The organism is Micromonospora sp. WMMA2032 (assembly GCF_002688545.1).
In the GTDB taxonomy this organism is placed as follows: Bacteria; Actinomycetota; Actinomycetes; order Mycobacteriales; family Micromonosporaceae; genus Micromonospora; species Micromonospora sediminicola.
Window position 1 is genome coordinate 5,074,662 of sequence record NZ_CP024052.1, and the last position, 24,944, is coordinate 5,099,605.

At 73.4% G+C, this 24,944-nt stretch carries 24 protein-coding genes and 2 pseudogenes; 16 read left to right on the forward strand and 10 right to left on the reverse strand.

Annotated features, from left to right (window positions below):
* Positions 1 to 49: 49 nt before the first annotated feature.
* The 4 genes from alr to ung are packed head-to-tail and all read left to right on the forward strand — an operon-like array spanning position 50 to position 3,478.
* On the forward strand, positions 50 to 1,168 hold the full coding sequence (gene alr / locus CO540_RS23595) for an alanine racemase (protein WP_099163670.1): 1,119 nt from the start codon (positions 50 to 52) through the stop codon (positions 1,166 to 1,168).
* Positions 1,165 to 2,250 (forward strand): alpha/beta fold hydrolase, encoded by a 1,086-nt coding sequence (locus tag CO540_RS23600; protein WP_099163671.1) that lies wholly within the window; start codon positions 1,165 to 1,167, stop codon positions 2,248 to 2,250. The genes alr and CO540_RS23600 overlap by 4 nt, the downstream gene beginning before the upstream one ends.
* Positions 2,241 to 2,723, forward strand: a complete 483-nt coding sequence (gene tsaE / locus CO540_RS23605) for a tRNA (adenosine(37)-N6)-threonylcarbamoyltransferase complex ATPase subunit type 1 TsaE (RefSeq protein ID WP_098747404.1) — start codon at positions 2,241 to 2,243, stop codon at positions 2,721 to 2,723. Before CO540_RS23600 ends, tsaE begins: the two co-directional genes overlap by 10 nt.
* Before the next feature lie 53 nt (positions 2,724 to 2,776).
* Positions 2,777 to 3,478: a uracil-DNA glycosylase gene (gene ung / locus CO540_RS23610; RefSeq protein ID WP_099163672.1), complete on the forward strand. Its 702-nt coding sequence runs from the start codon at positions 2,777 to 2,779 to the stop codon at positions 3,476 to 3,478.
* On the opposite strand, the gene CO540_RS23615 is transcribed toward ung, so the two are convergent.
* A complete protein-coding gene (locus tag CO540_RS23615; RefSeq protein WP_099163673.1) occupies positions 3,467 to 4,192 on the reverse strand; it encodes a helix-turn-helix domain-containing protein in 726 nt (241 codons plus the stop codon). The two genes, ung and CO540_RS23615, sit on opposite strands and share 12 nt — an antisense overlap.
* A gap of 179 nt (positions 4,193 to 4,371) precedes the next feature.
* On the opposite strand from CO540_RS23615, the gene tsaB reads away from it, so the two are divergent.
* From tsaB to CO540_RS23635, 4 genes are read left to right on the forward strand one after another with little or no spacing between them, the layout of a single operon-like run.
* Positions 4,372 to 5,049: a tRNA (adenosine(37)-N6)-threonylcarbamoyltransferase complex dimerization subunit type 1 TsaB gene (gene tsaB / locus CO540_RS23620; RefSeq protein ID WP_099163674.1), complete on the forward strand. Its 678-nt coding sequence runs from the start codon at positions 4,372 to 4,374 to the stop codon at positions 5,047 to 5,049.
* Positions 5,046 to 5,489 (forward strand): ribosomal protein S18-alanine N-acetyltransferase, encoded by a 444-nt coding sequence (gene rimI, locus CO540_RS23625; protein ID WP_099163675.1) that lies wholly within the window; start codon positions 5,046 to 5,048, stop codon positions 5,487 to 5,489. The genes tsaB and rimI overlap by 4 nt, the downstream gene beginning before the upstream one ends.
* A gap of 5 nt (positions 5,490 to 5,494) precedes the next feature.
* Positions 5,495 to 6,541, forward strand: a complete 1,047-nt coding sequence (tsaD, locus tag CO540_RS23630; protein WP_099163676.1) for a tRNA (adenosine(37)-N6)-threonylcarbamoyltransferase complex transferase subunit TsaD — start codon at positions 5,495 to 5,497, stop codon at positions 6,539 to 6,541.
* Between the two features lie 17 nt (positions 6,542 to 6,558).
* Positions 6,559 to 6,813, forward strand: coding sequence for a hypothetical protein (locus tag CO540_RS23635; protein WP_091570300.1), 255 nt, complete (start codon positions 6,559 to 6,561; stop codon positions 6,811 to 6,813).
* Positions 6,814 to 6,859: 46 nt separating this feature from the next.
* Here the strand turns inward: CO540_RS23635 and CO540_RS23640 are convergent, their stop codons facing one another.
* The 7 genes from CO540_RS23640 to CO540_RS23670 all read right to left on the reverse strand — a co-directional run bounded on the left by CO540_RS23640 (position 6,860) and on the right by CO540_RS23670 (position 14,154).
* On the reverse strand, positions 6,860 to 7,597 hold the full coding sequence (locus CO540_RS23640) for a DUF4142 domain-containing protein (protein ID WP_099163677.1): 738 nt from the start codon (positions 7,595 to 7,597) through the stop codon (positions 6,860 to 6,862).
* A 94-nt stretch (positions 7,598 to 7,691) separates the two neighbouring features.
* Positions 7,692 to 8,867: an ROK family protein gene (locus CO540_RS23645; protein WP_099163678.1), complete on the reverse strand. Its 1,176-nt coding sequence runs from the start codon at positions 8,865 to 8,867 to the stop codon at positions 7,692 to 7,694.
* A gap of 31 nt (positions 8,868 to 8,898) precedes the next feature.
* The gene (locus tag CO540_RS23650) at positions 8,899 to 10,158 is read right to left on the reverse strand and encodes a sugar ABC transporter permease (RefSeq protein ID WP_099163679.1); all 1,260 of its coding nucleotides are present in this window, start codon (positions 10,156 to 10,158) and stop codon (positions 8,899 to 8,901) included.
* Positions 10,155 to 10,973 carry an ATP-binding cassette domain-containing protein gene (locus CO540_RS23655; RefSeq protein ID WP_099163680.1) on the reverse strand — a complete coding sequence of 273 codons (819 nt, stop codon included), beginning with the start codon at positions 10,971 to 10,973 and terminating at the stop codon, positions 10,155 to 10,157. The genes CO540_RS23650 and CO540_RS23655 overlap by 4 nt, the downstream gene beginning before the upstream one ends.
* A gap of 103 nt (positions 10,974 to 11,076) precedes the next feature.
* Positions 11,077 to 12,180, reverse strand: coding sequence for a sugar ABC transporter substrate-binding protein (locus tag CO540_RS23660; protein WP_099163681.1), 1,104 nt, complete (start codon positions 12,178 to 12,180; stop codon positions 11,077 to 11,079).
* Between the two features lie 195 nt (positions 12,181 to 12,375).
* On the reverse strand, positions 12,376 to 12,855 hold the full coding sequence (gene ybaK, locus CO540_RS23665) for a Cys-tRNA(Pro) deacylase (protein ID WP_099163682.1): 480 nt from the start codon (positions 12,853 to 12,855) through the stop codon (positions 12,376 to 12,378).
* 66 nt (positions 12,856 to 12,921) lie between these two features.
* Positions 12,922 to 14,154, reverse strand: a complete 1,233-nt coding sequence (locus CO540_RS23670) for a methyltransferase domain-containing protein (RefSeq protein ID WP_099163683.1) — start codon at positions 14,152 to 14,154, stop codon at positions 12,922 to 12,924.
* 253 nt (positions 14,155 to 14,407) lie between these two features.
* Here CO540_RS23670 and groES point away from each other — a divergent pair, with 253 nt between their 5' ends.
* The 4 genes and pseudogenes from groES to CO540_RS31385 all read left to right on the forward strand — a co-directional run.
* Entirely contained in the window at positions 14,408 to 14,722 is a 315-nt protein-coding gene (gene groES, locus CO540_RS23675; protein ID WP_088998427.1) for a co-chaperone GroES, read from the forward strand.
* 70 nt (positions 14,723 to 14,792) lie between these two features.
* On the forward strand, positions 14,793 to 16,439 hold the full coding sequence (groL, locus tag CO540_RS23680; RefSeq protein ID WP_098747289.1) for a chaperonin GroEL: 1,647 nt from the start codon (positions 14,793 to 14,795) through the stop codon (positions 16,437 to 16,439).
* 123 nt (positions 16,440 to 16,562) lie between these two features.
* Positions 16,563 to 16,994 (forward strand): annotated as a pseudogene (locus CO540_RS31380) (molybdopterin-binding oxidoreductase); the annotation flags it as partial.
* A 225-nt stretch (positions 16,995 to 17,219) separates the two neighbouring features.
* A pseudogene (locus tag CO540_RS31385) lies at positions 17,220 to 18,290 on the forward strand (molybdopterin-dependent oxidoreductase); the annotation flags it as partial.
* Positions 18,291 to 18,662: 372 nt separating this feature from the next.
* Here the strand turns inward: CO540_RS31385 and CO540_RS23690 are convergent.
* Entirely contained in the window at positions 18,663 to 19,046 is a 384-nt protein-coding gene (locus tag CO540_RS23690; protein WP_091576957.1) for a WhiB family transcriptional regulator, read from the reverse strand.
* Between the two features lie 252 nt (positions 19,047 to 19,298).
* Between CO540_RS23690 and CO540_RS23695 the strand changes: the two genes are divergently transcribed.
* A complete protein-coding gene (locus CO540_RS23695; protein ID WP_099163685.1) occupies positions 19,299 to 20,111 on the forward strand; it encodes a response regulator transcription factor in 813 nt (270 codons plus the stop codon).
* Positions 20,112 to 20,123: 12 nt separating this feature from the next.
* Here CO540_RS23695 and CO540_RS23700 read toward each other — a convergent pair whose 3' ends face one another.
* A complete protein-coding gene (locus CO540_RS23700; RefSeq protein ID WP_099163686.1) occupies positions 20,124 to 20,528 on the reverse strand; it encodes a DUF5319 domain-containing protein in 405 nt (134 codons plus the stop codon).
* A gap of 197 nt (positions 20,529 to 20,725) precedes the next feature.
* Here CO540_RS23700 and guaB point away from each other — a divergent pair, with 197 nt between their 5' ends.
* The 3 genes from guaB (at position 20,726) to CO540_RS23715 (ending at position 24,900) form a co-directional block, all read left to right on the forward strand.
* Entirely contained in the window at positions 20,726 to 22,288 is a 1,563-nt protein-coding gene (gene guaB / locus CO540_RS23705; RefSeq protein ID WP_091570342.1) for an IMP dehydrogenase, read from the forward strand.
* Between the two features lie 34 nt (positions 22,289 to 22,322).
* Positions 22,323 to 23,441, forward strand: coding sequence for a GuaB3 family IMP dehydrogenase-related protein (locus CO540_RS23710; RefSeq protein ID WP_099163687.1), 1,119 nt, complete (start codon positions 22,323 to 22,325; stop codon positions 23,439 to 23,441).
* 70 nt (positions 23,442 to 23,511) lie between these two features.
* The gene (locus CO540_RS23715; RefSeq protein ID WP_099163688.1) at positions 23,512 to 24,900 is read left to right on the forward strand and encodes a M1 family metallopeptidase; all 1,389 of its coding nucleotides are present in this window, start codon (positions 23,512 to 23,514) and stop codon (positions 24,898 to 24,900) included.
* The last annotated feature ends 44 nt before the right edge of the window (positions 24,901 to 24,944 follow it).

Below are 24,944 nucleotides of genomic sequence, written 5' to 3' on the forward strand. Positions count from 1 at the left end.
CCGCGCGGCTCACGGCCACGATGATCACCGGCGGAAGTAGGCTGGGGGTATGTGGCAGTCGGAGGTGCGCGTCGATCTCGACGCGATCCGGGAGAACGTGGCCCGGCTCAAGGCCGGTACCAGCGCCGAGCTGATGGCGGTGGTGAAGGCCGACGGATACGGGCACGGCATGGTGCCGGCGGCCCGCGCGGCGCTCGACGCCGGGGCGGACCAGCTCGGTGTCTGCACCCTGGACGAGGCGCTCCGGCTGCGCCAGGAGGGGATCACCGCGCCGGTCCTGGCCTGGCTGCTCGATCCGGGCCTGCCGCTGCACGACGGCATCGCGGTCGGGGTCGACCTGGGCTGCGCCAGCCTTCCCCAGCTCGACGAGATGATCGAGGCGAGCCGCCGGGCCGACCGCCCGGCCCGGCTGCACCTCAAGATCGACACCGGGTTGTCCCGGGGCGGGGCCACCGTGGCCGACTGGCCCACCCTGCTGGAGGCCGCCGCGAAGGCCCAGGCCGACGGTCTGGTCGAGGTGGTCGGCGTGTGGAGCCACTTCGTGTACGCGGACTCGCCCGGCCATCCCACCACCGACCGCCAGCTCGCCGTCTTCCGCGAGGGGCTGGAGATGGTGACCCGCGCCGGCCTGCGGCCCCGCTACCGCCACCTGGCCAACTCGGCGGCCACGCTGACCCGGCCGGACACCCACTTCGACCTGGTCCGTCCCGGCATCGCGGTCTACGGTCTGTCGCCGATCGCGGGCGAGCGGTTCGGCCTGCGGCCCGCGATGACGGCCCGGGCCCGGGTGATGCTGACCAAGCGTGTCCCGGCCGGCACCGGCGTCTCCTACGGCCACACCTACCTCACCGAGAACGAGAGCAACCTGGCCGTGGTGCCGCTGGGCTACGCCGACGGGGTGCCCCGGCACGCCTCGAACACCGGTCCGGTGCTGCTCGCCGGCGAGCGGCGGACCATCTCGGGGCGGGTCTGCATGGACCAGTTCGTGGTCGACTGCGGTGACGACGAGGTGGCCGCCGGGGACGTGGCGACGCTGTTCGGCAGCGGCGCGGACGGCGAGCCCACCGCCGACGACTGGGCCGAGGCGGTCGGCACCATCAACTACGAGATCGTGACCCGCTTCGGTGGGGTGCGGGTGCCCCGCGTCTACGACGGCGAGCGCGTATGAACCTGCGGGTGCCCCGTCCGCGCAGCGCCGCCGGCAAGGTCGCCGGCCTGGTCGGCGCGGCCGTCGGGGTGGCCGCGGCCGGGCTCGCGGCGGGCGTGGTCAGCGAGCGGGTGCTGGTCCGCCGGCTCAAGAACGACCCCGCCGACCGGTACGCCCACGAGGTCTTCGACCAGCAGCGCTACGACGAGGCGTACGAGCTGGAGATGCCGGACGGCACCGACGTCCACGTCGAGGTGGTCGAGCCGACCCGGCCGGTCCCCGGCCGTCCGACCGTCGTGCTCGTGCACGGGTTCTGCCTCGACATGGGGACGTTCCACTTCCAGCGCAAGCTGCTCACGGAGCGCGGGGACTACCGCGTGGTCGCGTACGACCAGCCGGGGCACGGCCGTTCCGGGAGGCTGGAGTCCGGCGAGTACGACCTGGTCGCGCTGGGCCGCACGTTGCGCCGGGTGCTCGACGAGGTGGCGCCGGAGGGGCCGCTGGTGCTGGTCGGGCACTCGATGGGCGGCATGACCATCATGGCGCTCGCCGAGATATACCCGGAGCTGTTCGGCGACCGGGTGGTCGGCACCGTGCTGATGGCCACCTCCGGCGGCCTGGCCGCGGAGACGAAGCTGGTGGCCCCCGCGCTGCTCGGCCGGGTCGGCGCGCCGGTGCTCTACATGATGAGCAACGCCACCCGCTACGGCGGCACGGTGATCGACAAGGCCCGCAGGTCGACGTCGAACGTGGCCTGGCTGCTCACCCGCAAGTACGGCTTCGGCACCCCGAAGCCCAGCCCGGCCCTGGTGTCGTACGTCGAGACGATGAACTCCCGTACCTCGGCCGACACCGTCACCCGCTACCTGCGCACCCTGGCCACCCACTCGCGCTTCCCGGCGCTGGCCGCATTGGCCGGCACGCCCGTGCTGGTGATCGTGGGGGACAAGGACATGATCACGCCGGTGACGCACTCCGAGGAGATCGTCCGGCGGTTGCCGCACGCCGAGTTCGTGAAGATCCACGACAGCGGGCACGTGGTGATGCTCGAGCACGCGGACGACGTGAACGCGGCGCTGGAAAGGTTCCTGGAATCCCTGTGACGGTGGAGCTGACGACCCTCGACGACACGCACCGGTTCGGCCGCCGGCTGGCCGGCGTGCTGCGCGCCGGCGACCTGCTGCTGCTCAGCGGCCCGCTGGGGGCCGGCAAGACCGCGCTGACCCAGGGCATCGGCGCCGGCCTCGGCGTCCGCGGGGACATCACCTCGCCCACGTTCGTCATCGCCCGGGTGCACCGGCCGGACCCGGCGCGCGGCGGCCGGGTGACGCTCGTGCACGCCGACGCCTACCGGCTGGGGGAGTCCGCCGACCCGCGCGCCGAGATCGACGACCTCGACCTGGACGCCTCGGTGGACGAGGCGGTCACCGTGGTGGAGTGGGGCGAGGGGATGGTCGAGCAGCTGGTCGACGCGCACCTGCGGGTCCGCATCGACCGGCGCGACGACGACACCCGGGTGGTCACCCTGGAACCGGTCGGCGGCGACTGGGCGGCGAGGCTGGCGACCCTCGGCTGAGCGCTGTCGTACCCGCTGCCTAGAGTCCCGGGGACGACTGCGAAAGGTTGCCGATGCCCGACGACGCCCCCGCCCTCGACCTGTTGGCGCTCCTGCCCGAGCCGTGGCGGGAGGCGATCGCCCCGCACCTCGACCCGGCCCGCACCGCGGCGCTGGCCGAGTTCGTCGCCCGGGAATACGCGACCGCCACGGTCTTCCCCCCGGTGGAGGACCTGTTCTCGGCCTACCGCCTGTGCGGGCCGGCGCAGACGCGGGTGCTCATCCTCGGGCAGGACCCCTACCACAAGGCGGGGCAGGCGCACGGGCTGAGCTTCAGCGTGCGTGAGGGCGTGACGGTGCCGCCGTCGCTGCGCAACGTCTTCAAGGAGCTGGGCGAGGACCTGGGCGTGCCGAAGCCGCGCAGCGGCAACCTCGACGGCTGGGCGGCGCAGGGCGTGTTGCTGCTCAACTCGGTGCTCACGGTCCGCCAGGCCACGCCGGGCTCGCACGCCAACCGGGGCTGGGAGGAGTTCACCGACGCCACCATCAGGGCGCTCGACGCGCTCGACCAGCGGGTGGTGTTCCTGCTCTGGGGCGGCTACGCCCGCAAGAAGGCGGCGCTGGTCACCAACCCGCGGCACGTGGTGCTGGAGGCCGGGCACCCGAGCCCGATGAACCCGCGCGGCTTCCTCGGCAGCCGCCCGTTCAGCGCGGCCAACAAGGCGCTCGCCGACGCCGGCCTGCCCACCGTCGACTGGGAACGCTCAGCCGGCTGAGTCGTCCGGCGCCTCGCCGGCTGCGGCGAGGCGCCGCCGGTGCCGGCGGAGCAGCTCGGCCGTGCGCGGGTCCGTCACCTCGATTTCGACCAGTGGCTCGACCGGGTACGTACGCTCTCCGAGGCGGATCTCGACGGGCTCGGGCAACTCCTCGCACATCCGGGCGCGCAGTTCGCCGTGGCGGGTCCGCCAACGGTGCGCGCCCGGCTCCTCGGGCTCCGGGTGCATCCCGCCCCACTCCTCCCAGCGTGCGTTCCACCGCTGCGCGTGGGCCCGCTCCAGCCACTCGGTGAAGCGGGGCGCGTCCCGCCAGCGCACCGCGATCTCGACCGCGTCCACCGGCAGCGGAGCGCCCTGGAGCAGGGCCGCCGTGCCGCCGGTCAGCACGTACGGCAGGTCGTCCAGGGCGTCGATGATCCGGTCCAGCCCGAGATCCGCGATCCGGTCGGTCAACGCAGTCCCGGCGGCTTTGTCGAGCGTCGCGTCGAGGTGGCTGTCCAGCGGCTCCACCTCGATCCGGAGCTGGCGCCCGAGCGCGCCGAGCAGCCGTTCCACGGTCGGCAGGCTCGGTAGCCGGTCGCCCCGCTCGATCCGGGCGACGGCGGCCTGGCTCAGCCCCGCCCGCCCGGCCAGCGCCTGCTGGGTCAGTCCCGCCTGTTCCCGCTCGTGCCGGACGGCGTGGGCGACCTGCCCGGCGAGGCGACTCTCGGTCATCCCGAAAGGATGGCACCTCAGTTTCGAGCGATATACCGCTCAGTCATAAATATGACCCAGCGGTATATCGCTCTCGAGGGGTGCCGTGACCCGACGGCGTCACCGTCCGTCGCGGGCGCGGGCGGCGGCGGCGAGGGCGTGGCCTGACCGGCCGGGCGGGACGGCTAGGCTGGCTAACCGTGCTCGTACTCGTGGTGGACTCCTCGACGCCCGCGGTGACCGCGGCGCTGGTCGAGGTCTCGGCGGCCGGCGTCGCGGTCCGCGCGTCCCGGTGCACGGTCGACGCCCGGGCCCACGGCGAGTTGCTTGCGCCGCAGGTCGACGCGGTGCTGGCCGACGTGGACGCGCGCCCGGCCGACCTGGCCGCGATCGTCGCCGGGCTCGGCCCGGGGCCGTTCACCGGGCTGCGGGTCGGCCTGGTCACCGCCGCCACCATGGCCCAGGTGCTCGGCATCCCCACGTACGGTGTCTGTTCTCTCGACGGGATCGGTCACCCGGCGGCCGCCGGCGACCCGGTGCTGGCCGCGAGCGACGCGCGCCGCCGGGAGGTCTACTGGGCCGTCTACGACGGCGCCGGCGAACGCGTCGCCGGGCCGGACGTGGCGGCGCCGGCGGTGGTCGCGGAGCGGGCCCGCGACCTGGCGGTCGGCGTCGCGGTCGGCGACGGCGCGCACCGGTACGCGGACGTGCTCGGGCTGCCGGTGCGCGAGGAGCCCCGGTACCCGGACCCGCTGGCGCTGGCCCGCCTCGCCGCCGAGCGGATCCGCGCGGGCGCCCCCGGTGAGCCGCTGACCCCGCTCTACCTGCGCCGACCGGACGCCGTCGCGGCCACCGGCCACAAGCCGGTCCTGCCGTGAGGATCGGCCGGTTCCGCTGGTGGCACGTCGAGGAGGTGCTGCCCCTCGAGGCGGACCTGTTCGGCGCCGAGCAGTGGTCCCCGGCGATGTTCTGGAACGAACTCGCGAACGGGCACTTCTACCTGGTGGCCACCGACGACGACGGCGCCGTGCTCGGCTACGCCGGGCTGGCCGTCTACCCGCCCGACGAGGCGTGGGTGCAGAACGTCGCGGTCCGCCGGGACGTCCAGCGTCGGGGTGTCGGCCGGCAGCTGCTGGAGGCGTTGCTCGCCGAGACGGCCCGGCGGGGCGTCCGCAACACGCTGCTGGAGGTCGCCGCCGACAACGCCCCGGCCCAGCGCCTCTACGCCACCCACGGCTTCGAGCCGATCGGCGTGCGGCGCGGCTACTACCAATCGAGCAACACCGACGCGCTGGTCATGCAGCGCACCGAGGACTGACGAGCATGGCTGACGAACCCCTGATCCTCGGCATCGAGACCTCCTGCGACGAGACCGGCGTGGGCATCGTGCGCGGGCACACGCTGCTCGCCGACGCGCTGGCCTCCAGCGTCGAGGAGCACGCCCGGTTCGGCGGGGTGGTGCCCGAGGTGGCCAGCCGGGCCCACCTGGAGGCGATCGTGCCGACCATGGACCGGGCGCTGCGCGAGGCCGGGGTCACCATCGCGGACATCGACGCGATCGCGGTGACCTCCGGACCGGGCCTGGCCGGCGCGCTGCTCGTCGGCGTCGCCGCCGCGAAGGGCTACGCGGTGGCCGCGGAGAAGCCGGTGTACGGGGTGAACCACCTCGCCGCACACGTGGCCGTGGACACGCTGGAGCACGGACCGCTGCCCGAGCCGGCGATCGCGCTGCTGGTCTCCGGCGGGCACTCCTCGCTGCTGCGCGTCGACGACCTGGCCCGGGACGTCGTGCCGCTCGGCGCGACCATCGACGACGCGGCCGGGGAGGCGTTCGACAAGGTGGCCCGGCTGCTCGGGCTGCCGTTCCCCGGCGGACCGTACATCGACCGGGAGGCGCGGGCCGGCGACCCGGCGGCGATCGCGTTCCCGCGCGGGCTGACCGCCGCGAAGGACCTGGTCGGTCACCGCTTCGACTTCTCCTTCTCCGGGCTGAAGACGGCGGTGGCCCGGTGGGTGGAGGCGCGGCAGCGGGCCGGCGAGCCGGTGCCGGTGGCCGACGTGGCGGCGTCCTTCCAGGAGGCGGTCTGCGACGTGCTGGTCGGCAAGGCGCTGGACGCGTGCCGCAGCAGCGGCATCGACACGCTGGTGATCGGCGGCGGGGTCGCCGCCAACTCCCGGCTGCGGGCGATGGCCGAGCACCGGGCCGACAAGTACGGCGTCCGGGTCCGTACGCCCCGGCCGAAACTCTGCACGGACAACGGCGCGATGGTGGCCGCGCTCGGGTCGCACCTGGTCGCCGCGGGCGTCGCGCCGAGCCGGCTCGACCTGCCGGCCGACTCCGCGATGCCGCTGACCGTGGTCAGCGTCTGAACGGGGAGGGGACCGACATGATCGTCCGGATGTGGGAGGCGAAGGCCGAGTCGTACGGCTTCGCCGAGCTGATCACCTGGGTATGCGAGACCGCGCTGCCCGAGTTCGAGCACGACCCGATGCACGTCTCCAGCGAGGTGTTCTCCTCCACCGACCACCGGCTGGTGGTCGTCTCCAAGTGGCGGAGCAACCCGCGTGAGCTGCCCGAGCCGCCCATGCGCCTGGTCGCCCGGCCGCCGCACAGCTGGGACTTCACCCAGGTCGACCGCTGACCGTACGAGAAAGGGGCCCCGGTCGGCGACCGGGGCCCGACGTCCCTCAGGCGCGGCGCATCAGCCGCCAGGTCGTGAACCCGCCGGTGCCCAGCGCGATCAGGAAGACCGCCCACACGATCCCGGTGCCCACCTGGAGCCCGCTCCCGCTGCCCACGTTCGCCTGGGCGGCCGCGACCAGCGAGTCGCTCTGCGCCGGCGGGAGCGCGGGCGGCGGCAGCTGCTGCCAGCGGACCAGTCCGGTGCTCTCTAGCATGGTCATGTGGTCGTTGACGAACTTGTTGGCGTCCTCGGCGAGCTTGCGCACGATCGGATCCTTGGTGCTGGCCCGGACCGCGCCGATCACCGGGAAGATGTTGCCGTGGGCGACCCGGAGCCGGGTGACGAAGATCTGGTCGAACTGCGCGCCGTTGGCGTTCTGCATCTCGGTCAGCCAGCCCTTCTGCTGGGCCGTCGGGTCCGTCGGCAGGACCGCCCCCAACTTGTTGGCCGCCTCGACCACCAGCTGGTCCAGCACGCCGTGCTGGCGGGCGATCTCCGCGCCGACCTCCCGGACCCGGGGGGACTTGCCCTTCTCCGCGGCCATCGTCCCGGCCGGCATCTCCCAGAGCCCGGCCAGCCGTACGCCGTTGAGCAGCGTCATGTCGGCGGCGTTCATCTGCACGCCGGGGTTGGGCGCGGCCAGCGCCGCGCCGGGAAGGACGCCGATCCCCGCGCCGATCGCGACGAGCAGCAGGGTCACCCGGTGCGCCAGCCGGCGACGTGCGGATTCCAGCGATGCCATGGTTGGGTTGCCTCCTCGGTCCGGACCGCTTCGTGGGGTCGCGGACGGCCGAGCCCGCCGGCCGTCCGCACACTGGTACGGATCGCCGGGCCGATCAGTTCAGCGGGTCGGCCAGGAGGCGTTCGAAGGCCAGTTCGGCCGCGCCGATCAGCGCCGCGTCGTCACCGAGTTTCGGGGTACGCAGGCGCACGTGCTCCAGGCACGCGGGCAGCCCGTTGGAGTTGAGCCGGCTGCGGACCTGGGCCGCGGCGGCCAGGTAGAGGTCGCGCATGGTGCCGCCGAAGATGACCATCTCCGGGTTGAAGATGTTGACCAGGTTGGCCACGCCGAAACCGAGCCAGTCGCCGGCCTGCCGCACCGCGCTCTGCGCCCGGGCGTCGCCCCGGTCGGCCGCGTCGAACACGGCCAGCAGAGCCTCCCGCCCGCGCGCCTCGGACCGGCCGGCCGCGCGCAGCAGCCCGTGCTCGCCGACCTCGGTCTCCCAGCAGCCGCGCCGGCCGCAGTCGCAGCGCACACCGTCGCGGACCACCACCATGTGGCCGACCTCGCCGCCGTAGCCGCCGTGCCCGGTCAACCGTCGGCCGCCGGCGATGATGCCCGCCCCCACGCCGACGTCGCCGTACAGGTAGATGACGTTGTCGCAGCCGGTCGCCGCGCCCCGGGCGTGCTCGGCGTACGCGGCCACGTCGGCCACGTTCCCCACCGTTATCGGCACGTCGATGCCCAGCTCGTCGGCGAGCGCCGCGCCGATCGGCTCGTCCACCCAGCCGGTGGTCGGGCTGAGCCGGACCAGCCCGTCGTCGCGGCGCACCATGCCGCACACGGCCACCCCGGCGCCCACGCAGAACGAGTCCGGCGGCACCGCATGGTGCATCTCCTTGACCGCGCCGGCCAGCAGCGGGGCGGCCTCCCCGGCGACCAGGTTGCGCGGCCGGTCCAGCTCCCGGCGGTCGAGCACCTCACCGCCGAGGCCGACCCGCGCGGCCCGCAGCCGGTCCACCTCGACGCTGTACGCGTACGCGTAGACCCGTCCCGACTCGGGCCGGACGACCAGTGACGGTCGCCCGGCCCGGCCGGTCTCCTTCGGCGTCCCCTCGCTGACCAGACCGGCGCCGGCCAGGTCCGCGGTCAGCGCGCCGATGGTGCTGCGGTTGAGCCCGAGCGCGGTGGTCAGCTCCGCGCGCGTGGTGGCCCCGTGCACGTGCACGTAGCGGAGCAATGCGCCCAGGTTCTGCCGGCGGATCTCGTCCTGGCTGGGACCCGCGCGCATTGCCACTGCCATGGTGTGTCCGTACCCGGGGTCAGCGCACGCCGGTGGCGGCGGCGCGCCGTCGCGACAACGCGTCGATGGTCGCCGCGGCGAGCAGCACCACGCCGGTGACCACGAACTTCACGCCCGAGCTGTACCCCATCAGTCCCATACCGTTGTCGATCACCGCGACCACCGCGCCACCGAGCACGGCGTCGAGGACCCGGCCCTTGCCGCCGAAGAGGCTGGTGCCGCCGATCACCGCCGCGCCGACGGCGTAGAGCAGTACGTTACTGCCACCGGTGTTGGGGTCGACCGAGTTGGCCCGGCTGGCCGCCACGATGCCGCCGATGGCGGCCATCCCGGAGCAGATGACGAACACGGAGATGCGGATCCGGTCCACGCTGATGCCGGCCCGGCGGGCCGCCTCGGCGTTGCCGCCGACGGCGTAGATGTGCCGGCCGTAGCTGGTGCGCTGGAGCACGAACGTCCAGACGACCAGCAGCACCGCGATGATCGGCACCACGATCGGCACGCCCTTGAGCGAGACGACCAGCACGTTGCGGCTGCGCTCCAGGTTGAGCACGTAGACCGCGAGGCCGAGGATCACGGCGAGCCCGCCGATCCGGGCCGCGACCACCGCGATCGGGTCGGTGAGCAGGCCGCGGGCGGACCGGTTGCGGTGCCGCAGCAGCTGCACGGCCGCGTAGCCGGCGACGGCCACCGCGGCCAGCGCCCAGCCCAGCGCGGGGGAGAGGTTGCGGTTGGCGATCGCGACCAGGGTGTCGTCGCGGACCGCGATGTTGGCGCCCTCGTCCATGAGCGTCAGCACGACGCCCTGGAAGGCGAGGAAGCCGGCGAGGGTGACCACGAAGGACGGGATGCCGACCTTCGCGACCAGCAGGCCGAGCACGGTGCCGATGACCACGCCGGTGACGACGGCGGCGAGCACCGCCACGTACCAGGGGTAGCCGAGCACGGTGACCACGTTGGCCAGGATCGCGGCGCAGACGCCGCTGGCGAAGCCGGCGGAGAGGTCGATCTCGCCGAGCAGCAGCACGAACACCAGACCCATGGCGATCAACGTGACCGCGGCGCCCTGGGTGAACAGGTTCGCCAGGTTGCCGGCGGTGAAGAACGACGGGCGGGCGATCGAGAAGCCGACGGCGAGCACGAGGAGCATGATCACCGCGGGCAGGGCGCCGATGTCGCCGCCACGTACCCGGCGCCAGTAGTTGTTCACGTGGCTGCCCACGGTCGGCGCCGGGGCGACGCCGGCGGGGCCTTCCTTCTTCACGGCGGTGGCGGTCATCGGACGGCTCCTGGGGTGGTGTCGGCGGGCGCGGCGCCGGTGCCGTTGCTGCCCGGTTCGCCGGCGAGGCCGAGGGCGCCGGAACGGCCGGCGGTGATCAGCTCGACCACCTGCGAGTGGGTGATGTCGGTGGTCTTCACCTGGGCGACCATCTGGCCGAGGTAGAGCGCGGCGATCCGGTCGGAGACGGCGAAGACGTCGTTCATGTTGTGCGAGATGAGCACGACGGCCAGGCCGTTGTCGGCCAGCCGCCGGACCAGCTCCAGCACCTGGGCGGTCTGCGCGACGCCGAGCGCGGCGGTCGGCTCGTCCAGGATGACCAGCTTGCTGTTCCAGAGCACCGCCTTGGCGATGGCGACGGTCTGCCGCTGGCCGCCGGAGAGGCTGGACACGTGCTGGCGCAGCGACTTCACGGTGCGCACGCTCAGGCCGGCCAGGGTCTCGGCGGCCATCTGCTCCATGGTCGGCTCGTCGAGCACGATGCCGCTGCGCTTCTCCCGGCCGAGGAACATGTTCTGCACGATGTCGAGGTTGTCGCAGAGCGCCAGGTCCTGGTAGACGACCTCGATCCCGAGCGCGGCGGCGTCCCGGGGGCTGCTGATGCTCACCGGACGGCCGTCGAAGAGGAACTCGCCGGCGTCGGTGGGGTAGATGCCGCTGATGCACTTGACCAGGGTCGACTTGCCGGCGCCGTTGTCGCCGACCAGCGCGGTCACCTCGCCGGGGTGGGCGGTGAAGGCGACGTCACGCAGCACCTGGACGGGACCGAAGCTCTTGTCGATCCCGCGTAGCTCCAGCAGGGGGGTTGCGGACACGGGTGTCTCCTTTGGGCGGAGGGAGGTCTCGGATCCCGTCCGGCGTGGGCGCCGCCCGACCCGGGTTTCCCCGTGCCGGGCGGCGCCGCCTGAGCGGGTTGGGTCAGCTCACGCCGGCGTCGGTGCAGAGCTTGGCGAACGCACCGGTGCAGAGCTCTTCCTTGGTGACGTAGTTGTCGGCCACCACGTCCTTGACGTTGTCCTTGTAGATGGCCTTCGGCTCCAGCAGCACGGCCGGCACGTCCCGGTTGCCCTCCGGGTCCTTGACGGTCTGGCCGGTCTCCTTCTTCTCGCCCTTGGCGAGCGCGATGGCCAGCTCGGCGGCGGCGTCCGCCTCCTTCTTGACCGCCTTGTAGACGGTCATGCACTGGTCACCGGCGAGGATGTTCTGCAGGCCCTCCTTGGTGGCGTCCTGACCGGTCACCGGGACCTTGCCGTTGAGCTTGTTCTTCTTGAGCACCGAGATGGCCGCGTTGCCCAGACCGTCGTTGGCGGCGAGCACGCCGTCGATCTTGCCGCCGGCCTTGGTCAGCTGCTGCTCGAAGATCGTGGCGGCCTGCGCGTTGTCCCAGGCCGGCACCGAGTCGTCGGCGACCTTGGTGTACTCCTTCGAGTCGAACTTCGGCTTGAGGACCGAGTCGTACCCGTTCTTGAACAGGGTGGCGTTGTTGTCGGTCGGCGAGCCGTTGAGGTACGCGATCGACGGGTTCTTGACGCCCTTGTCCGTCAGGCACTTGCTCAGGCCCTCGCCCTGGAGCTTGCCGACGGCCTCGTTGTCGAAGCTGACGTAGTACTGGGCGGAGCCGCCCAGGGTCAGCCGGTCGTAGTCGATGGTGGCGACGCCCTGCGACTTGGCCTTGTCGAGCACGGCCTTGCCGGTGCCGGAGTCCAGGTTGACGATCATCAGGACGTTGACGCCGTTGGTGATCATCTGGTCGGCGATGGTCTGGAACGCGGTCTTGTCGTTCTGCGCGTTCTGGATGTCCGACTCCACGCCGGCGGCGTCGAACGCCTCCTTGAGGAACTTGCGGTCCGCGCCCTCCCAGCGGGCGGAGGACTTGCTGTCCGGCAGGATCACGCCGATCTTCGGCTTCTTGTCGCTGGAGCCGCCGGCCTGGTCGGAAGAACCGCCGTTGTCACCACAGGCGGCCATGCTGCCGGTCGCGAGGAGACCGACGGCCGCGAAGGTGAGGAGTCCCTTGCGCATGTGCACGGGTCCTTTCGGGGGGTGGGGGAGTAGAGGTCGATGTTTTGTTGTGTCCGGCAACGTATTCCGCGCTTCCCGCGCTCCGCAAGAGTGCCGAGGTCAGAAGTTTGTTGGCGGCGGTAACAATTCAGCAACGCGGTTGTCACCCGGCCGACACCCGCGGCGGAAACGCTCCCACCGTCCGCTACGGGTGGTTCAACCGGCGGCGATCGGGGCGGTCCGCGCCCCGGTGAGCGCCACCAGGTCACCCGGCGCGAGCTGCACCTGCAGGCCCCGGCGGCCGGCCGAGACGTACACCGTCGGGTGTGTCGACGCGGAGGCGTCGACCACCGTCGGCAGTCGCCGGCGCTGCCCGAGCGGGCTGATCCCGCCCCGGACGTAGCCGGTCGCCCGTTCGGCCACTGTCCGGTCGGCCAGCGCGGCCCGCTTGCCGCCCACCGCCGCGGCGAGGGCCTTCAGGTCCAGCTCGCCGGTCACCGGCACCACGGCCACGGTCAGCTCGCCGTCCACCTCGGTGACCAGCGACTTGAACACCCGCTCCGGCGGCACCCCGAGCGCGGCGGCGACCAGCGCGCCGTAGTTCGGCGCGTCCGGCGAGACGTCGTACGGGTGCGTGCTGTGCGCGATCTTCCGCTTGGCCAGCAGCGCGGTCGCCGGAGTGCCCTGTCCCGCCATGACCGTCAAGCTAACCCGGCTGCGGCTCCCCGGCGAGCCGGAACGGGCGCCGGCCGGGGACGGCGGTCAGGCGGCGGCCGGCACCGGGCGGCAGATCAGCACGGTGGGCGCACCGGCCACCCGGGTGAGCACCAGGCTGGCCGCCGCCTCGCCGGCCAGGCGCAGGTCGCGGCGCAGCTTCTCCGGCTCCAGCGCCGAACCGCGCTTGAGGATCTCCACCCGGCCGACCCGGCGCTCCCGCAGCAGCGCGCGCAGGCGCTTGAGCGAGAACGGCAGCACGTCGGTGACCTCCAGGCAGCGCGCGTACGGGGTGAGCCGGGCCGCGTCCGCGTAGAGGTAGGCGATCGACGGGTCCGCGAGGGTGGCGTCGAGGTCGGCCGCCAGCTCGGCGACCAGGTGCGCGCGCACCACGGCCGGGTCCGGGTCGTACAGGAACGGCCGGACCGGGCCTACCGCCGCGTCGACCGCGCCGGTGCCGGTGAGGTGATAAGAGGGGGCCCTTCCTCTACCGGAGGCGTTAACAGGGGGCCCTTCCTTCTCCCGCAGCACGGTGGCGCGGCGGGGGACGTCCGCGAGGGGCCCGCACCAGAGCGCGGCCTCCACCAGGTCCCCGTCGACGCTCACCCACTCCGCCTCGGCGCCGGCCGGGATCAGCGCGTGGTCCAGCCCGGGCGCCACCTTGACCACGGTGCGCGGCACCCGCTCGGCCAGCCCGACGACGAAGTCCCACGGCGGCGAGTAGGCGTTCGGGTCGAAGATGCGCCGGCCGGTGCCGGCCCGTCGTCGCGCCGGGTCGCAGAACGCCCCGTCGACCCGGCTCACGTCGAACGTGGTGGCGTCGCCGCACTCCACCGTGACCAGGTCGGCCAGCCTGGCCGCCTCGGCGTTCGCGGCGGCCATCGCCGCGGTGACCGGGTCGGCCTCCACCGCGTACACCCGGATGCCGGCGCGGGCCGCGGCGAGCGCGTCGGCGCCCAGCCCGCAGCCCAGGTCGGCGAGCGTGGTCACGCCCGCGGCGCGCAGCCGCGCGGCCCGCCGGTCGGCGACCGCCCGGCGGGTGGCCTGCTCCAGCCCCGGCCGGGTGAAGAACATCCCGGCCGCCACCGCGCCGAACTTGCCGGCGGCCCGGCGGCGCAGCTCCGCCTGGGTCAGCGCCGCCGCCGCGAGCCCGCCCGGGATCCCGGCCGAGCGCAGCGCGGCGGCCGCCGCCAGGGGGTCGCCGCCGGCCACCCGCGCCGCCGCGGCGAGCGCGGCCGACCCCTCGGGGGTACGCAGCGCGGTGAGCTGGTCGAGGTCCACCCGCTCATTCTCCCGACCCGCCTGGTGGCCGACACGGCGGGCGACGCGCTGGCACTCTCCTTGACGGAGTGCTAGCCGAGGAATAACCTGCGATTAGCACTCTCACCCTGAGGGTGCCAACGCCCGGGCCCGTGCCCGGGGGTTGAGCGCCAGGCGGACCGGCACCCGCGACGACGGCCCCGCCCGGTGGCATGTGGCAGATTGACGCTGGTCGGCATGCCGACCGGTAACGACACCAAGTACCCGGGAGGGTATGCCCGTGACTACCGCGACCAAGGTTGCGATCAAGCCGCTCGAGGACCGCATCGTGGTCCAGGCGAACGAGGCCGAGACCACCACCGCCTCGGGCATCGTGATCCCCGACACCGCCAAGGAGAAGCCGCAGGAGGGCACCGTCCTCGCTGTCGGCCCGGGCCGGATCGACGACAAGGGCAACCGCGTGCCGGTCGACGTGAAGGTCGGCGACACCGTCCTCTACTCGAAGTACGGCGGCACCGAGGTCAAGTACGCCGGCGAGGAGTACCTGGTGCTCTCCGCCCGCGACGTCCTCGCGGTCATCGAGAAGTAAGCAACCGATCAGTGTCGTTGCCCCGGTCCGGCTCGCCGGGCCGGGGCAACGTCGCTTCGAAGGGATACTGATGGCGAAGATCCTCAGCTTCTCGGACGACGCCCGGCACCTGCTCGAGCACGGTGTCAACGCCCTCGCGGACGCGGTCAAGGTCACCCTCGGCCCGCGCGGTCGCAACGTCGTCCTGGACAAGAAGTTCGGTGCGCCCACGATCACCAACGACGGCGTGACCATCGCCAAGGAGATCGAGCTCACCAACCCGTACGAGAACCTCGGCGCGCAGCTGGTCAAGGAGGTGGCGACCAAGACCAACGACGTCGCCGGCGACGGGACCACCACCGCCACCGTGCTGGCCCAGGCCATGGTCCGCGAGGGCCTGCGCAACGTGGCCGCCGGCACCAACCCGACCGGCCTGAAGCGGGGCATCGACGCGGCGGCCGCCAAGGTCTCCGAGGCGCTGCTCGGCAAGGCCGTCGAGGTCGCCAGCAAGGAGTCGATCGCGCACGTCGCGACCGTCTCCGCGCAGGACTCCACCATCGGCGAGCTGATCGCCGAGGCGATGGAGCGGGTCGGCCGCGACGGTGTCATCACCGTCGAGGAGGGCTCGGCGCTCACCACCGAGCTGGAGGTGACCGAGGGTCTCCAGTTCGACAAGGGCTTCATCTCGCCGAACTTCGTCACCGACGTGGAGGGGCAGGAGTCGGTCCTGGAGGACCCGTACATCCTGATCACCACGCAGAAGATCTCGGCCATCGAGGAGCTGCTGCCGCTGCTGGAGAAGGTCCTCCAGAACAACAAGCCGCTGCTCATCGTCGCCGAGGACGTCGAGGGCCAGGCCCTGTCCACGCTGGTGGTCAACGCCATCCGCAAGACCATCAAGGTCTGCGCGGTCAAGGCCCCCGGCTTCGGCGACCGCCGCAAGGCGATGCTCCAGGACATGGCCATCCTGACCGGCGCCGAGCTGGTCGCCCCGGAGCTGGGCTACAAGCTCGACCAGGTCGGCCTGGAGGTGCTCGGCACCGCCCGTCGCGTCGTGGTCGACAAGGAGAACACCACCGTCGTCGACGGTGGCGGTCAGTCCTCCGAGGTCGCCGACCGGGTCGCCCAGATCCGCAAGGAGATCGAGGCCTCGGACTCCGAGTGGGACCGGGAGAAGCTGGCCGAGCGGCTGGCGAAGCTCTCCGGCGGCATCGCGGTGATCAAGGTCGGCGCGGCCACCGAGGTCGAGATGAAGGAGCGCAAGCACCGCATCGAGGACGCCATCGCCGCGACCAAGGCCGCGGTCGAGGAGGGCACGGTCCCGGGCGGCGGCGCCGCGCTGGCCCAGATCCTGCCGGTGCTCGACGACGACCTGGGCTTCACCGGCGAGGAGAAGGTCGGCGTCTCGATCGTGCGCAAGGCGCTGGTCGAGCCGCTGCGCTGGATCGCGCAGAACGCCGGGCACGACGGCTACGTGGTGGTGCAGAAGGTCGTCGCCCAGGAGTGGGGCACCGGCCTCGACGCCGCCACCGGCGAGTACGTCGACCTGGCCAAGTCCGGCATCCTCGACCCGGTGAAGGTGACCCGCAACGCGGTCTCCAACGCCGCGTCGATCGCCGGCCTGCTGCTCACCACCGAGAGCCTGGTCGTGGAGAAGCCGGCCGAGCCGGAGCCGGCCGCCGCCGGTGGGCACGGCCACTCGCACGGCCACGGCCACCAGCACGGCCCGGGCTTCTGACCCGAGGAGTACGCCCGACGTCGGGGCGCACCGCCGAGCCGGCGGTGTGCCCCGACGTGCTTACGGAACGCTGACGAGATTGGCAGCCGGCCCGCCCGGTCGACCAGACTGGACGGCGTGCGCATGATCTCCCGCCGCCACGCGGCGCTTGCCGGTGTCGTCGCCGCCGTGGTGGCGCTCGGCACCGCCGAGCCGGTGGCCGTCCTGACCGGCCCCCGGTCCGCCCCGCTGATCGCCGTCGGCGGTGTCGTCGTCGACCTGGTGCCCGAGCCGCTCAAGCAGTTCGCCATCGCCGTCTTCGGCACGTACGACAAGATCGCCCTGCTGGTCGGGACGGCGCTGCTGCTGGCCGGCTTCGCGGCGCTGCTCGGCCTGGCGGCGGCCCGGCGACTGGCGGTCGGCCTGGCCGGCATCGCCGTGTTCGCCGTGCTCGGCGTCGCCGCCGCGCTGACCCGACCCGGCGCGGACGCGTTCGACGCGCTGCCCTCCCTGGTCGGCGCCGGCCTCGGCGGACTGACGCTCTGGGCGTTCGTCGCCGGCCCGTTGAGCCCGGACCGCGCCGAGGTCGACCGGGCGCGCCCCGGGCAGGGGCCGGACCGCGCCGGGGTCGACCGGGCGCGCGCCGGACAGGTGCCGGACCGCCACGAGGTCGACCTGGCCGCCGGTGAGCCGGCCGGGACGCCCCCTTCCACGCCCCCGCCACCCCCGCCACCCCCGGCGGCTGCCGCGTTCGCGCGCGAGGAGGAGACCCCGGGCGGCTGGGAGCCGGCCCGGCACGACGTTCCGGAGTCGCGACGTCGGTTCCTGCGGGGCGTCGGCCTGCTGACCGGGGCGGCGGCGGTGGCCGGGCTCGGCGGGCACTGGCTGGCCGGCCGGCGTGGCGTCTCGGCGGCCCGGGAGGCGGTGACGCTGCCCGCGCCCGCGATGCCCGCGCCGCCGGTACCGGCCGGCGCGGACCTGTCGCTGCCCCGGCTCGCCCCCTACGTCACGCCGAACCGCGAGTTCTACCGGATCGACACCGCGCTGGTGGTGCCGCAGGTGGACCCGGTGACCTGGCGGCTGCGCATCCACGGCCGGGTCCGCAACCCGATCGAGCTGAGCTTCGACGACCTGCTCGCCCGCCCGATGGTCGAGCGGTACGTGACCCTGGCCTGCGTCTCCAACGAGGTCGGCGGTGACCTGATCGGCAACGCCCGCTGGCTCGGCGTGCCGATCAAGGAGCTGCTCGACGAGGCCGACCCGGAGGAGGGTGCGGACCAGGTGGTCGGGCGCGCGGTGGACGGCTGGACCTGCGGCACCCCCACCTCGGTGCTGCGCGACGGGCGGGACGCGCTGCTGGCGGTGGGGATGAACGGCGAGCCGCTGCCGGTCCAGCACGGCTTCCCGGTGCGGATGGTGGTGCCCGGCCTCTACGGGTACGTCTCGGCGTGCAAGTGGGTCACCGAGCTGGAGCTGACCAGCTTCGCCGACTTCGACGCGTACTGGGTGCCGCGCGGCTGGTCCGCCCAGGGCCCGGTCAAGACCCAGTCCCGGATCGACACCCCGCGTGCCCGCAGCCGCCCGGCCGCCGGCCCGGTGACGGTCGCCGGGGTGGCGTGGGCGCAGCACCGCGGCGTCCGCCGCGTCGAGGTACGCGTGGACGACGGCCCATGGCGGGAGGCGACGCTGGCCCCGGCGGTGTCGACGGACACCTGGGTGCAGTGGTCGTGGCGATGGGACGCCGCGCCCGGGGAGCACACCCTCCAGGTACGCGCCACCGACGCGGCCGGCGAGACGCAGCCGGAGCGGCGCAGCCCGGTGGCCCCCGACGGCGCCACCGGCTGGCACACCGTCACGGTCACCGTCGCCTGACCGGTCCAGGCCCGTCGGCGCCGTCAGACGCTACGGACCGCGACGCGGTGTGGCGATGCGGGGCGCGGCGGTCCGGGGCGTGACCGGGCGGGACGGGGTGACCGCGTTGGCGGGCCGTGCGGCGGTCGGCCAGGTGAGGCAGAGGCGATCCGCGGGGGTCGGGAAGGGCCTCGGACCTGCCTAGGAACTTGATGACGTGAACGATTCGGTTTCGGGGTCGACCCCCACGCCTCGGGGCGGCCGCTGCTGCGGGCGCTGCCGTCACTCGCCTGAGTCGTTCAGGTCATCAAGTTCCTAGGCAGCCGGAAGGGTGGCCGAAGCGGCGATGCCGCGCCCCGGGACGGGGCGCGGCATCGGAAGGAGCGCGGTGGGTCAGGCAACCTTGCGCTGGTCCGGCACGGCGGTCTTGTGCGGCCGGCCGAGGCGCGCCTCCAGCCGGGCGATGTCCACCCGGCTCTGCCGGCGGTCGGCCAGGTCCTCCCAGCCGAGGGCGAGCAGGCGCAGCCGCTCGGACTCGCTGAAGCCGCCCCAGACGCCGTAGGGCTCGCGGACCGCGAGGGCGTGGGCGGCGCACTCGGCGCGCACCGGGCAGGCGCGGCACACGGACTTGGCGCCGGTCTCCCGGCGCAGTCGGGAGGAGCCGCGCTCGCCGTCCGGGTGGAAGAACTGGGCGCTGTCGCGGCCACGGCAGGCGCCGAGCCGCTGCCAGTCCCAGAGGTCGACGATGGGTCCAGGCAGCCTACGTACGTTCGACATCAGCACCCCTCCTCCCGCGCGGCACCGCGGAGAATGTTCGTGGCCAGCTACCGGGCGGCGGTCCGCGCGGGATGCCGGTTCCGGATGAACGACTCGGTACCCGAGCTGACCCCGCCTCACACATCTGTGATCGAAAACCTCGGACAGTCAGCGGCATATGCACCAGATGTCGGAAAAGTTCGGATGATTGCCCGGAACCCCCTCCCCGGCCGACCCCCACGTGGTCTGCTCTGAGTCGGAGAGGAGACCACAGTGCGTAGCGTTCTCGTGTGCGTTCGGACACCATTGGCGGCCCAGCATCTGACCTCCGCGGCGGCGCGGCTCGGGCTGTCCGGCGTCGTCCGGACGGCCGTCTCCGATCCCGAGGTGATGTTGCGGCTCGCCGAGCGTCCGGTCGACGTGGTGCTGGCCGACACCGCCCTCACCCGGCCGGACAGCCCCGGTTTCGTGCGTCGGGTGCTCGCCCGCGCCCCGCAGGCCGCGGTGCTGCTGCTGGGCCCGGAGGAGTCGGAGTCGGCGGCGGCCACGATCAGTGCCGGTGCGCGCGGTCTGATCCAGAACGCCGACCACGATCTGACCAGCGCGGTGGCGAAGGCGCTGCTGCTGCTCTCCGCCCCCGGGCGGACCAACCGGCACCGGGTGGCCGACCCGGCTCGGGACGCGGCGGCAGTCGGCGGGTCGACCCGGGCGGCGGCGTCGGGGCGTACCCCGGGCGGGCCCGGCTGGCCGGCGACCGCGACGGACGCCGCCGGCCTGCCCACGGTGGTGCCGGTGCAGCGCGGCGAGGACCCGAACGACCCGGCTGCGGACGGGGCCGAGGCGCCCCCGGCCGGTGGCGCCCAGCGACCGGCGCGGACGCCGCGCAGCGCGGTCGGGCTGACCGAGCGTGAGCTTCAGGTGCTGCTCGGCATGGCGGAGGGCAAGAGCAACGCGGAAATCGGGCGGGAGTTGTTCGTCTCCGAGGACACCGTCAAGACGCACGCCCGGCGACTGTTCCGCAAGCTGGGCGCCCGGGACCGGGCACACGCCGTGGCGGCCGGGTTCCGGGCCGGCCTGGTCGCCTGACCGGGGCGGCGATCACTCGTCCGCGGTGTCGTCAGTGCCCTCGGTGAGCGTGTCGTGCACGCCGTCGGCGTAGCCGCGGGCGTAGTCCCAGCTCACGTAGTGGTCGGGGTCGGGGTCGTAGGCCGGCTCGTGCACCCGGGGCCGCCCCGAGTTGAGCAGGTGGCGCAGGTTGCCCCGGAGCAGGTCCCAGTCGAAGTAGTGCGGCTCGCGGCAGTCCTCGCACTCGATCACCAGCCCGCGCACCCCGATCGGCTGGAGCAGCGCCTGGTAGATCTCCAGGTCGGCGAGATCCTCCAGGACGTCCTGCCGCTCGACCTCGGTCAGCGGGTCGAGCGCGTCGTCGTCGCCGGGATCGTGCAGGCCGGCAGCCGGATCGGCCGGGTCGCCGTTGAACGGGTCGATGGGCTCGTCGTGCACCCCCTCACCGTAGACCCCGCGCCGCCGGAAAGCCCGCCCACGGCCGTGCTGTGGCCCGGCCTACGCCGGGCCCGCCGCTGCCCGGGGCGGGGCAGGCCAGTGGGTACGATGAGGCGACGCGCCGTCACGCCGGCGCACGCCGGTGCCCGCGCGCGCCGCCTCGCTGCAGCCCGTTCGACCAGCTCAGGGGAGCAATCGTGGAGAATTCGCCCAGCACCGAGATCCCGGCCGGCCGCGACGGCGGGGAGCTGGGTGGCCATCTGCCCGAGTTGCCGGCCGGTTCGGCCCGGGTGGTGCCGCTCGGGCTGACCTTCGACGACGTGCTGCTGCAGCCGGGCGAGTCGGACGTCGTGCCGAGCCGGGTCAACACCCGCACCCGCCTCACCCGCAACATCGAGCTGACCGTGCCGCTGCTGTCCAGCGCGATGGACACCGTCACCGAGGCCCGGATGGCCATCGCCATGGCCCGCCAGGGCGGCATCGGCGTGCTGCACCGCAACCTCTCCGTCGAGGACCAGGCGCTCCAGGTCGACCTGGTCAAGCGCTCCGAGTCCGGCATGATCACCAACCCGGTGACCGCCAGCCCGGACGACACGCTCCGTGACGTGGACGCGCTCTGCGGGCGCTACCGCATCTCCGGCGTGCCCGTGGTCGACGGGCAGGGCCAGCTGGTCGGCATCGTGACGAACCGCGACATGCGCTTCGTCTCCGACCCGGCCACGCCGGTCCGCGACATCATGACCCGGACGCCGCTGATCACCGCCCCGGTCGGGGTGAGCAAGGACGACGCGCTCGACCTGCTGCGCCGCCACAAGGTGGAGAAGCTCCCGATCGTCGACGAGTCCGGCGCGCTGCGCGGCCTCATCACGGTCAAGGACTTCACCAAGAGCGAGCAGTACCCGGAGGCCACCAAGGACGAGGCGGGCCGGCTCCGGGTCGCCGCCGCGATCGGCGTGGGCGAGGACTCGTACAAGCGGGCCCGGACGCTCGTCGACGCGGGCGTCGACGTGCTGATCGTGGACACCGCGCACGGTCACCAGCGGGCGGTGCTGGAGATGGTCGGCCGGCTCAAGCGGGACGTGACCATCGACATCGTGGGTGGCAACATCGCCACCTACGCCGGCGCGAAGGCGCTCGTCGACGCCGGCGCCGACGGCGTCAAGGTGGGCGTCGGCCCGGGGGCCATCTGCACCACCCGGATCGTGGCCGGGGTGGGTGTCCCGCAGATCACCGCGATCATGGAGGCGGCGCGGGCGGCCCGGCCGGCCGGCGTCCCGGTGATCGGCGACGGCGGCATCCAATACTCCGGCGACATCGCCAAGGCGCTGGTGGCCGGCGCCGACACGGTGATGCTCGGCAGCCTGCTGGCCGGCTGCGAGGAGAGCCCCGGTGAGCTGATCTTCGTCAACGGCAAGCAGTACAAGGCCTACCGGGGCATGGGCTCGCTCGGCGCGATGCAGTCCCGCGGCCAGGTCAAGTCGTACTCCAAGGACCGCTACTTCCAGCAGGACGTGACCAGCGACGAGAAGCTGGTGCCCGAGGGCGTCGAGGGCCAGGTGCCCTACCGCGGCCCGCTCGCCCAGGTCGCCCACCAGCTCACCGGCGGTCTGCGACTCGCCATGGGATACGCGGGCGCGGAGAGCATCGCCGAGCTGCACCAGCGTGGGCAGCTCATCCGGATCACCGCGGCCGGGCTCAAGGAGAGCCACCCGCACGACATCCAGATGACCGTCGAGGCGCCCAACTACCACACCCGCTGACCCCCCTCCACCCCCGAACACATCTGGAGTCCCCATGCGTGACGTGGTCGAGATCGGGCTGGGCAAGACCGCGCAGCGCGGTTACCACCTGGACGACATCGCCATCGTGCCGAGCCGCCGCACCCGGGACGTCGACGACGTCTCCACGGCCTGGCAGCTCGACGCCTACCCGTTCGGCATCCCCTGTGTCGGGCACCCCTCGGACGCGACCATGAGCCCCGCCTCCGCGGTGCGCCTCGGCCAGCTCGGCGGCCTCGGCGTGCTCAACGTCGAGGGCCTCTGGACCCGCTACGAGAACCCGGCGAAGATCCTGGAGGAGCTGGCCGGCCTCGGCGAGGACGCGCGGGCGACCAAGCGCCTCCAGGAGGTCTACGCCGAGCCGATCCGCCCCGACCTGATCGCCGAGCGGGTCCGCGAGCTGCGGGCCGGCGGCGGCACCGTGGCGGTCCGGGTGTCGCCGCAGCACACCCTGGCGCTGGCCCCGGTGATCCTCGACGCCGGCGTCGACATCCTGGTCATCCAGGGCACGCTGGTCTCCGCCGAGCACGTCTCCACCACCGACGAGCCGCTCAACCTCAAGGAGTTCATCGCCGACCTCGACCTGCCGGTCATCGTCGGCGGCTGCACCGACTACAAGACCGCGCTGCACCTCATGCGCACCGGCGCGGCCGGCGTGATCGTGGGCATCGGCGGCGACGACTGGTCCACCACCGAGTCGGTGCTCGGCATCCGGGTGCCGATGGCCACCGCCATCGCCGACGCCGCCGCGGCCCGCCGCGACTACCTGGACGAGACCGGCGGCCGGTACGTGCACCTGATCGCCGACGGCGACATGCAGACCTCCGGCGACATCGCCAAGGCCCTCGGCTGCGGCGCCGACGCGGTGATGCTCGGCGAGCCGCTCTCGCTCTGCGCGGAGGCCCCGGCCGGCGGCGCCTGGTGGCACTCCGCGGCCAGCCACCCGTCCCTGCCCCGGGGCGCGTTCGAGGTGGCCGGCGAGCCGCTCGGCTCGATGGAGCGGCTGCTGTTCGGCCCGGCCGACGAGCCGGACGGCCAGCTCAACCTCTTCGGCGGGCTGCGCCGCGCGATGGCCAAGTGCGGCTACCGCGACCTCAAGGAGTTCCAGAAGGTCGGCCTGGTCCTCGACCGCTGAGCGGACCCGACGTGACGGCGCGGACGCGGGTTCGACCCCGTCCGCGCTGTCGCGCGTCTAGGCTCGCCGGGTGAGACGGGTGCGGTGGTGCGCGACCGCGCTGGCGGTGGCGCTGTTGGCGACCGGGTGTACCGGGGACGACCGGGGCGGGTTCCGGCCCGGCGCGGCGGACGCCGGTGACCCGTACGTGCCGGGGGCCGGCAACGGTGGCTACGACGTCGGGCACTACGCGCTGGACGTCCGCTACGACCCGGGCGACGACCGGCTCACCGGCACGGCCACGGTGACCGCGACCGCCACCGAGGCGTTGTCCCGGTTCCAGCTCGACCTGGCCGGCCTCGACGTCGACCGGGTCCGGGTGGACGGCGAGCTGGCGAAGCACCGCCACGACGACGCCGAACTGGTCGTCACCCCGGCACACGGGTTGCCGTCGGGCCGGCGGTTCACCGTCGAGGTGACCTACGGCGGGGTGCCGAAGCCGCTGCCCAACGAGGTGCTGGGCGACGGCGGCTTCCACCACACCCCGGACGGCGCGATCGCGCTCGGCCAGCCCGAGTCCGCGAGCACCTGGTACCCGGTCAACGACCACCCGTCGGACAAGGCCACCTACGACATCGCGATCACCGTGCCGGACGGGCTCGCCGCGCTGAGCAACGGCGTCCCGAAGGGACGGACGAGCAGCGGCGGCCGGACCACCTGGCGCTGGTCCGAGGGTTCGCCGATGGCCAGTTACCTGACCACGCTGGTGATCGGCGACTACCGGGTCACCAGCGGCACCCATGCCGGTCGGCCACTGGTCACGGCCGTGGCCTCGGCGTTGCCCGCGGACGGCCCGGCCGCCGCGTCGGTCGCCCGCACCGGCGAGGTCGCCGACTTCCTGGCCGCCCGCTTCGGGCCGTACCCGTTCGACGCGTACGGCGGTGTGGTGGTGGCCGACGACCGGATCCGGTACGCGCTGGAGACGCAGAGCCGCCCGGTCTACGGGCCGGGATTCTTCCGGGGCGGGCCGAACACCGAGGTGGTCGCGCACGAGCTGGCCCACCAGTGGTTCGGCGACAGCGTCTCGGTGGCCCGGTGGAGCGACATCTGGCTGAACGAGGGCTTCGCCACGTACGCCGAGTGGCTCTGGGCCGAGCACGACGGCGGGCGGACCGTGGCGCGGACCGTCGCCGACCGGTACGCCACCACCGACTGGAGCCGGCCCACCGTCGACCCGGGCCGGGCCGGGATGTTCGGCGACGCGGTCTACCAGCGGGGCGCGCTGGCGGTGCACGCGCTGCGCCGCGCGGTCGGCGACGACACGTTCTACCGGATCCTGCGCGGCTGGCTGGCGCGGCACCGGGACGGCAACGCCACCACCGCCGACTTCGTCGGGTACGCCGAGCGGACCGCCGGGCGGCCCTTGCGCGCGCTGCTTGACGCGTGGTTGGTCGGGGCGACCCCGCCGGGCCTGCCGTGACGCGGACGTGATCGCCGCTCGGTAGGCTGCCGCGGGCGGAGCGG

Bases quoted from the DNA above. Each gene is read 5' to 3' on its own strand.
- alr (WP_099163670.1), top strand. From the start codon at position 50: ATGTGGCAGTCGGAGGTGCGCGTCGATCTCGACGCGATCCGGGAGAAC.
- CO540_RS23600 (WP_099163671.1), top strand. From the start codon at position 1,165: ATGAACCTGCGGGTGCCCCGTCCGCGCAGCGCCGCCGGCAAGGTCGCC.
- ung (WP_099163672.1), top strand. From the start codon at position 2,777: ATGCCCGACGACGCCCCCGCCCTCGACCTGTTGGCGCTCCTGCCCGAG.
- CO540_RS23615 (WP_099163673.1), bottom strand. From the start codon at position 4,192: ATGACCGAGAGTCGCCTCGCCGGGCAGGTCGCCCACGCCGTCCGGCAC.
- tsaD (WP_099163676.1), top strand. From the start codon at position 5,495: ATGGCTGACGAACCCCTGATCCTCGGCATCGAGACCTCCTGCGACGAG.
- CO540_RS23635 (WP_091570300.1), top strand. From the start codon at position 6,559: ATGATCGTCCGGATGTGGGAGGCGAAGGCCGAGTCGTACGGCTTCGCC.
- CO540_RS23640 (WP_099163677.1), bottom strand. From the start codon at position 7,597: ATGGCATCGCTGGAATCCGCACGTCGCCGGCTGGCGCACCGGGTGACC.
- CO540_RS23645 (WP_099163678.1), bottom strand. From the start codon at position 8,867: ATGCGCGCGGGTCCCAGCCAGGACGAGATCCGCCGGCAGAACCTGGGC.
- CO540_RS23650 (WP_099163679.1), bottom strand. From the start codon at position 10,158: ATGACCGCCACCGCCGTGAAGAAGGAAGGCCCCGCCGGCGTCGCCCCG.
- CO540_RS23660 (WP_099163681.1), bottom strand. From the start codon at position 12,180: ATGCGCAAGGGACTCCTCACCTTCGCGGCCGTCGGTCTCCTCGCGACC.
- ybaK (WP_099163682.1), bottom strand. From the start codon at position 12,855: ATGGCGGGACAGGGCACTCCGGCGACCGCGCTGCTGGCCAAGCGGAAG.
- groES (WP_088998427.1), top strand. From the start codon at position 14,408: ATGCCCGTGACTACCGCGACCAAGGTTGCGATCAAGCCGCTCGAGGAC.
- groL (WP_098747289.1), top strand. From the start codon at position 14,793: ATGGCGAAGATCCTCAGCTTCTCGGACGACGCCCGGCACCTGCTCGAG.
- CO540_RS23690 (WP_091576957.1), bottom strand. From the start codon at position 19,046: ATGTCGAACGTACGTAGGCTGCCTGGACCCATCGTCGACCTCTGGGAC.
- CO540_RS23710 (WP_099163687.1), top strand. From the start codon at position 22,323: ATGCGTGACGTGGTCGAGATCGGGCTGGGCAAGACCGCGCAGCGCGGT.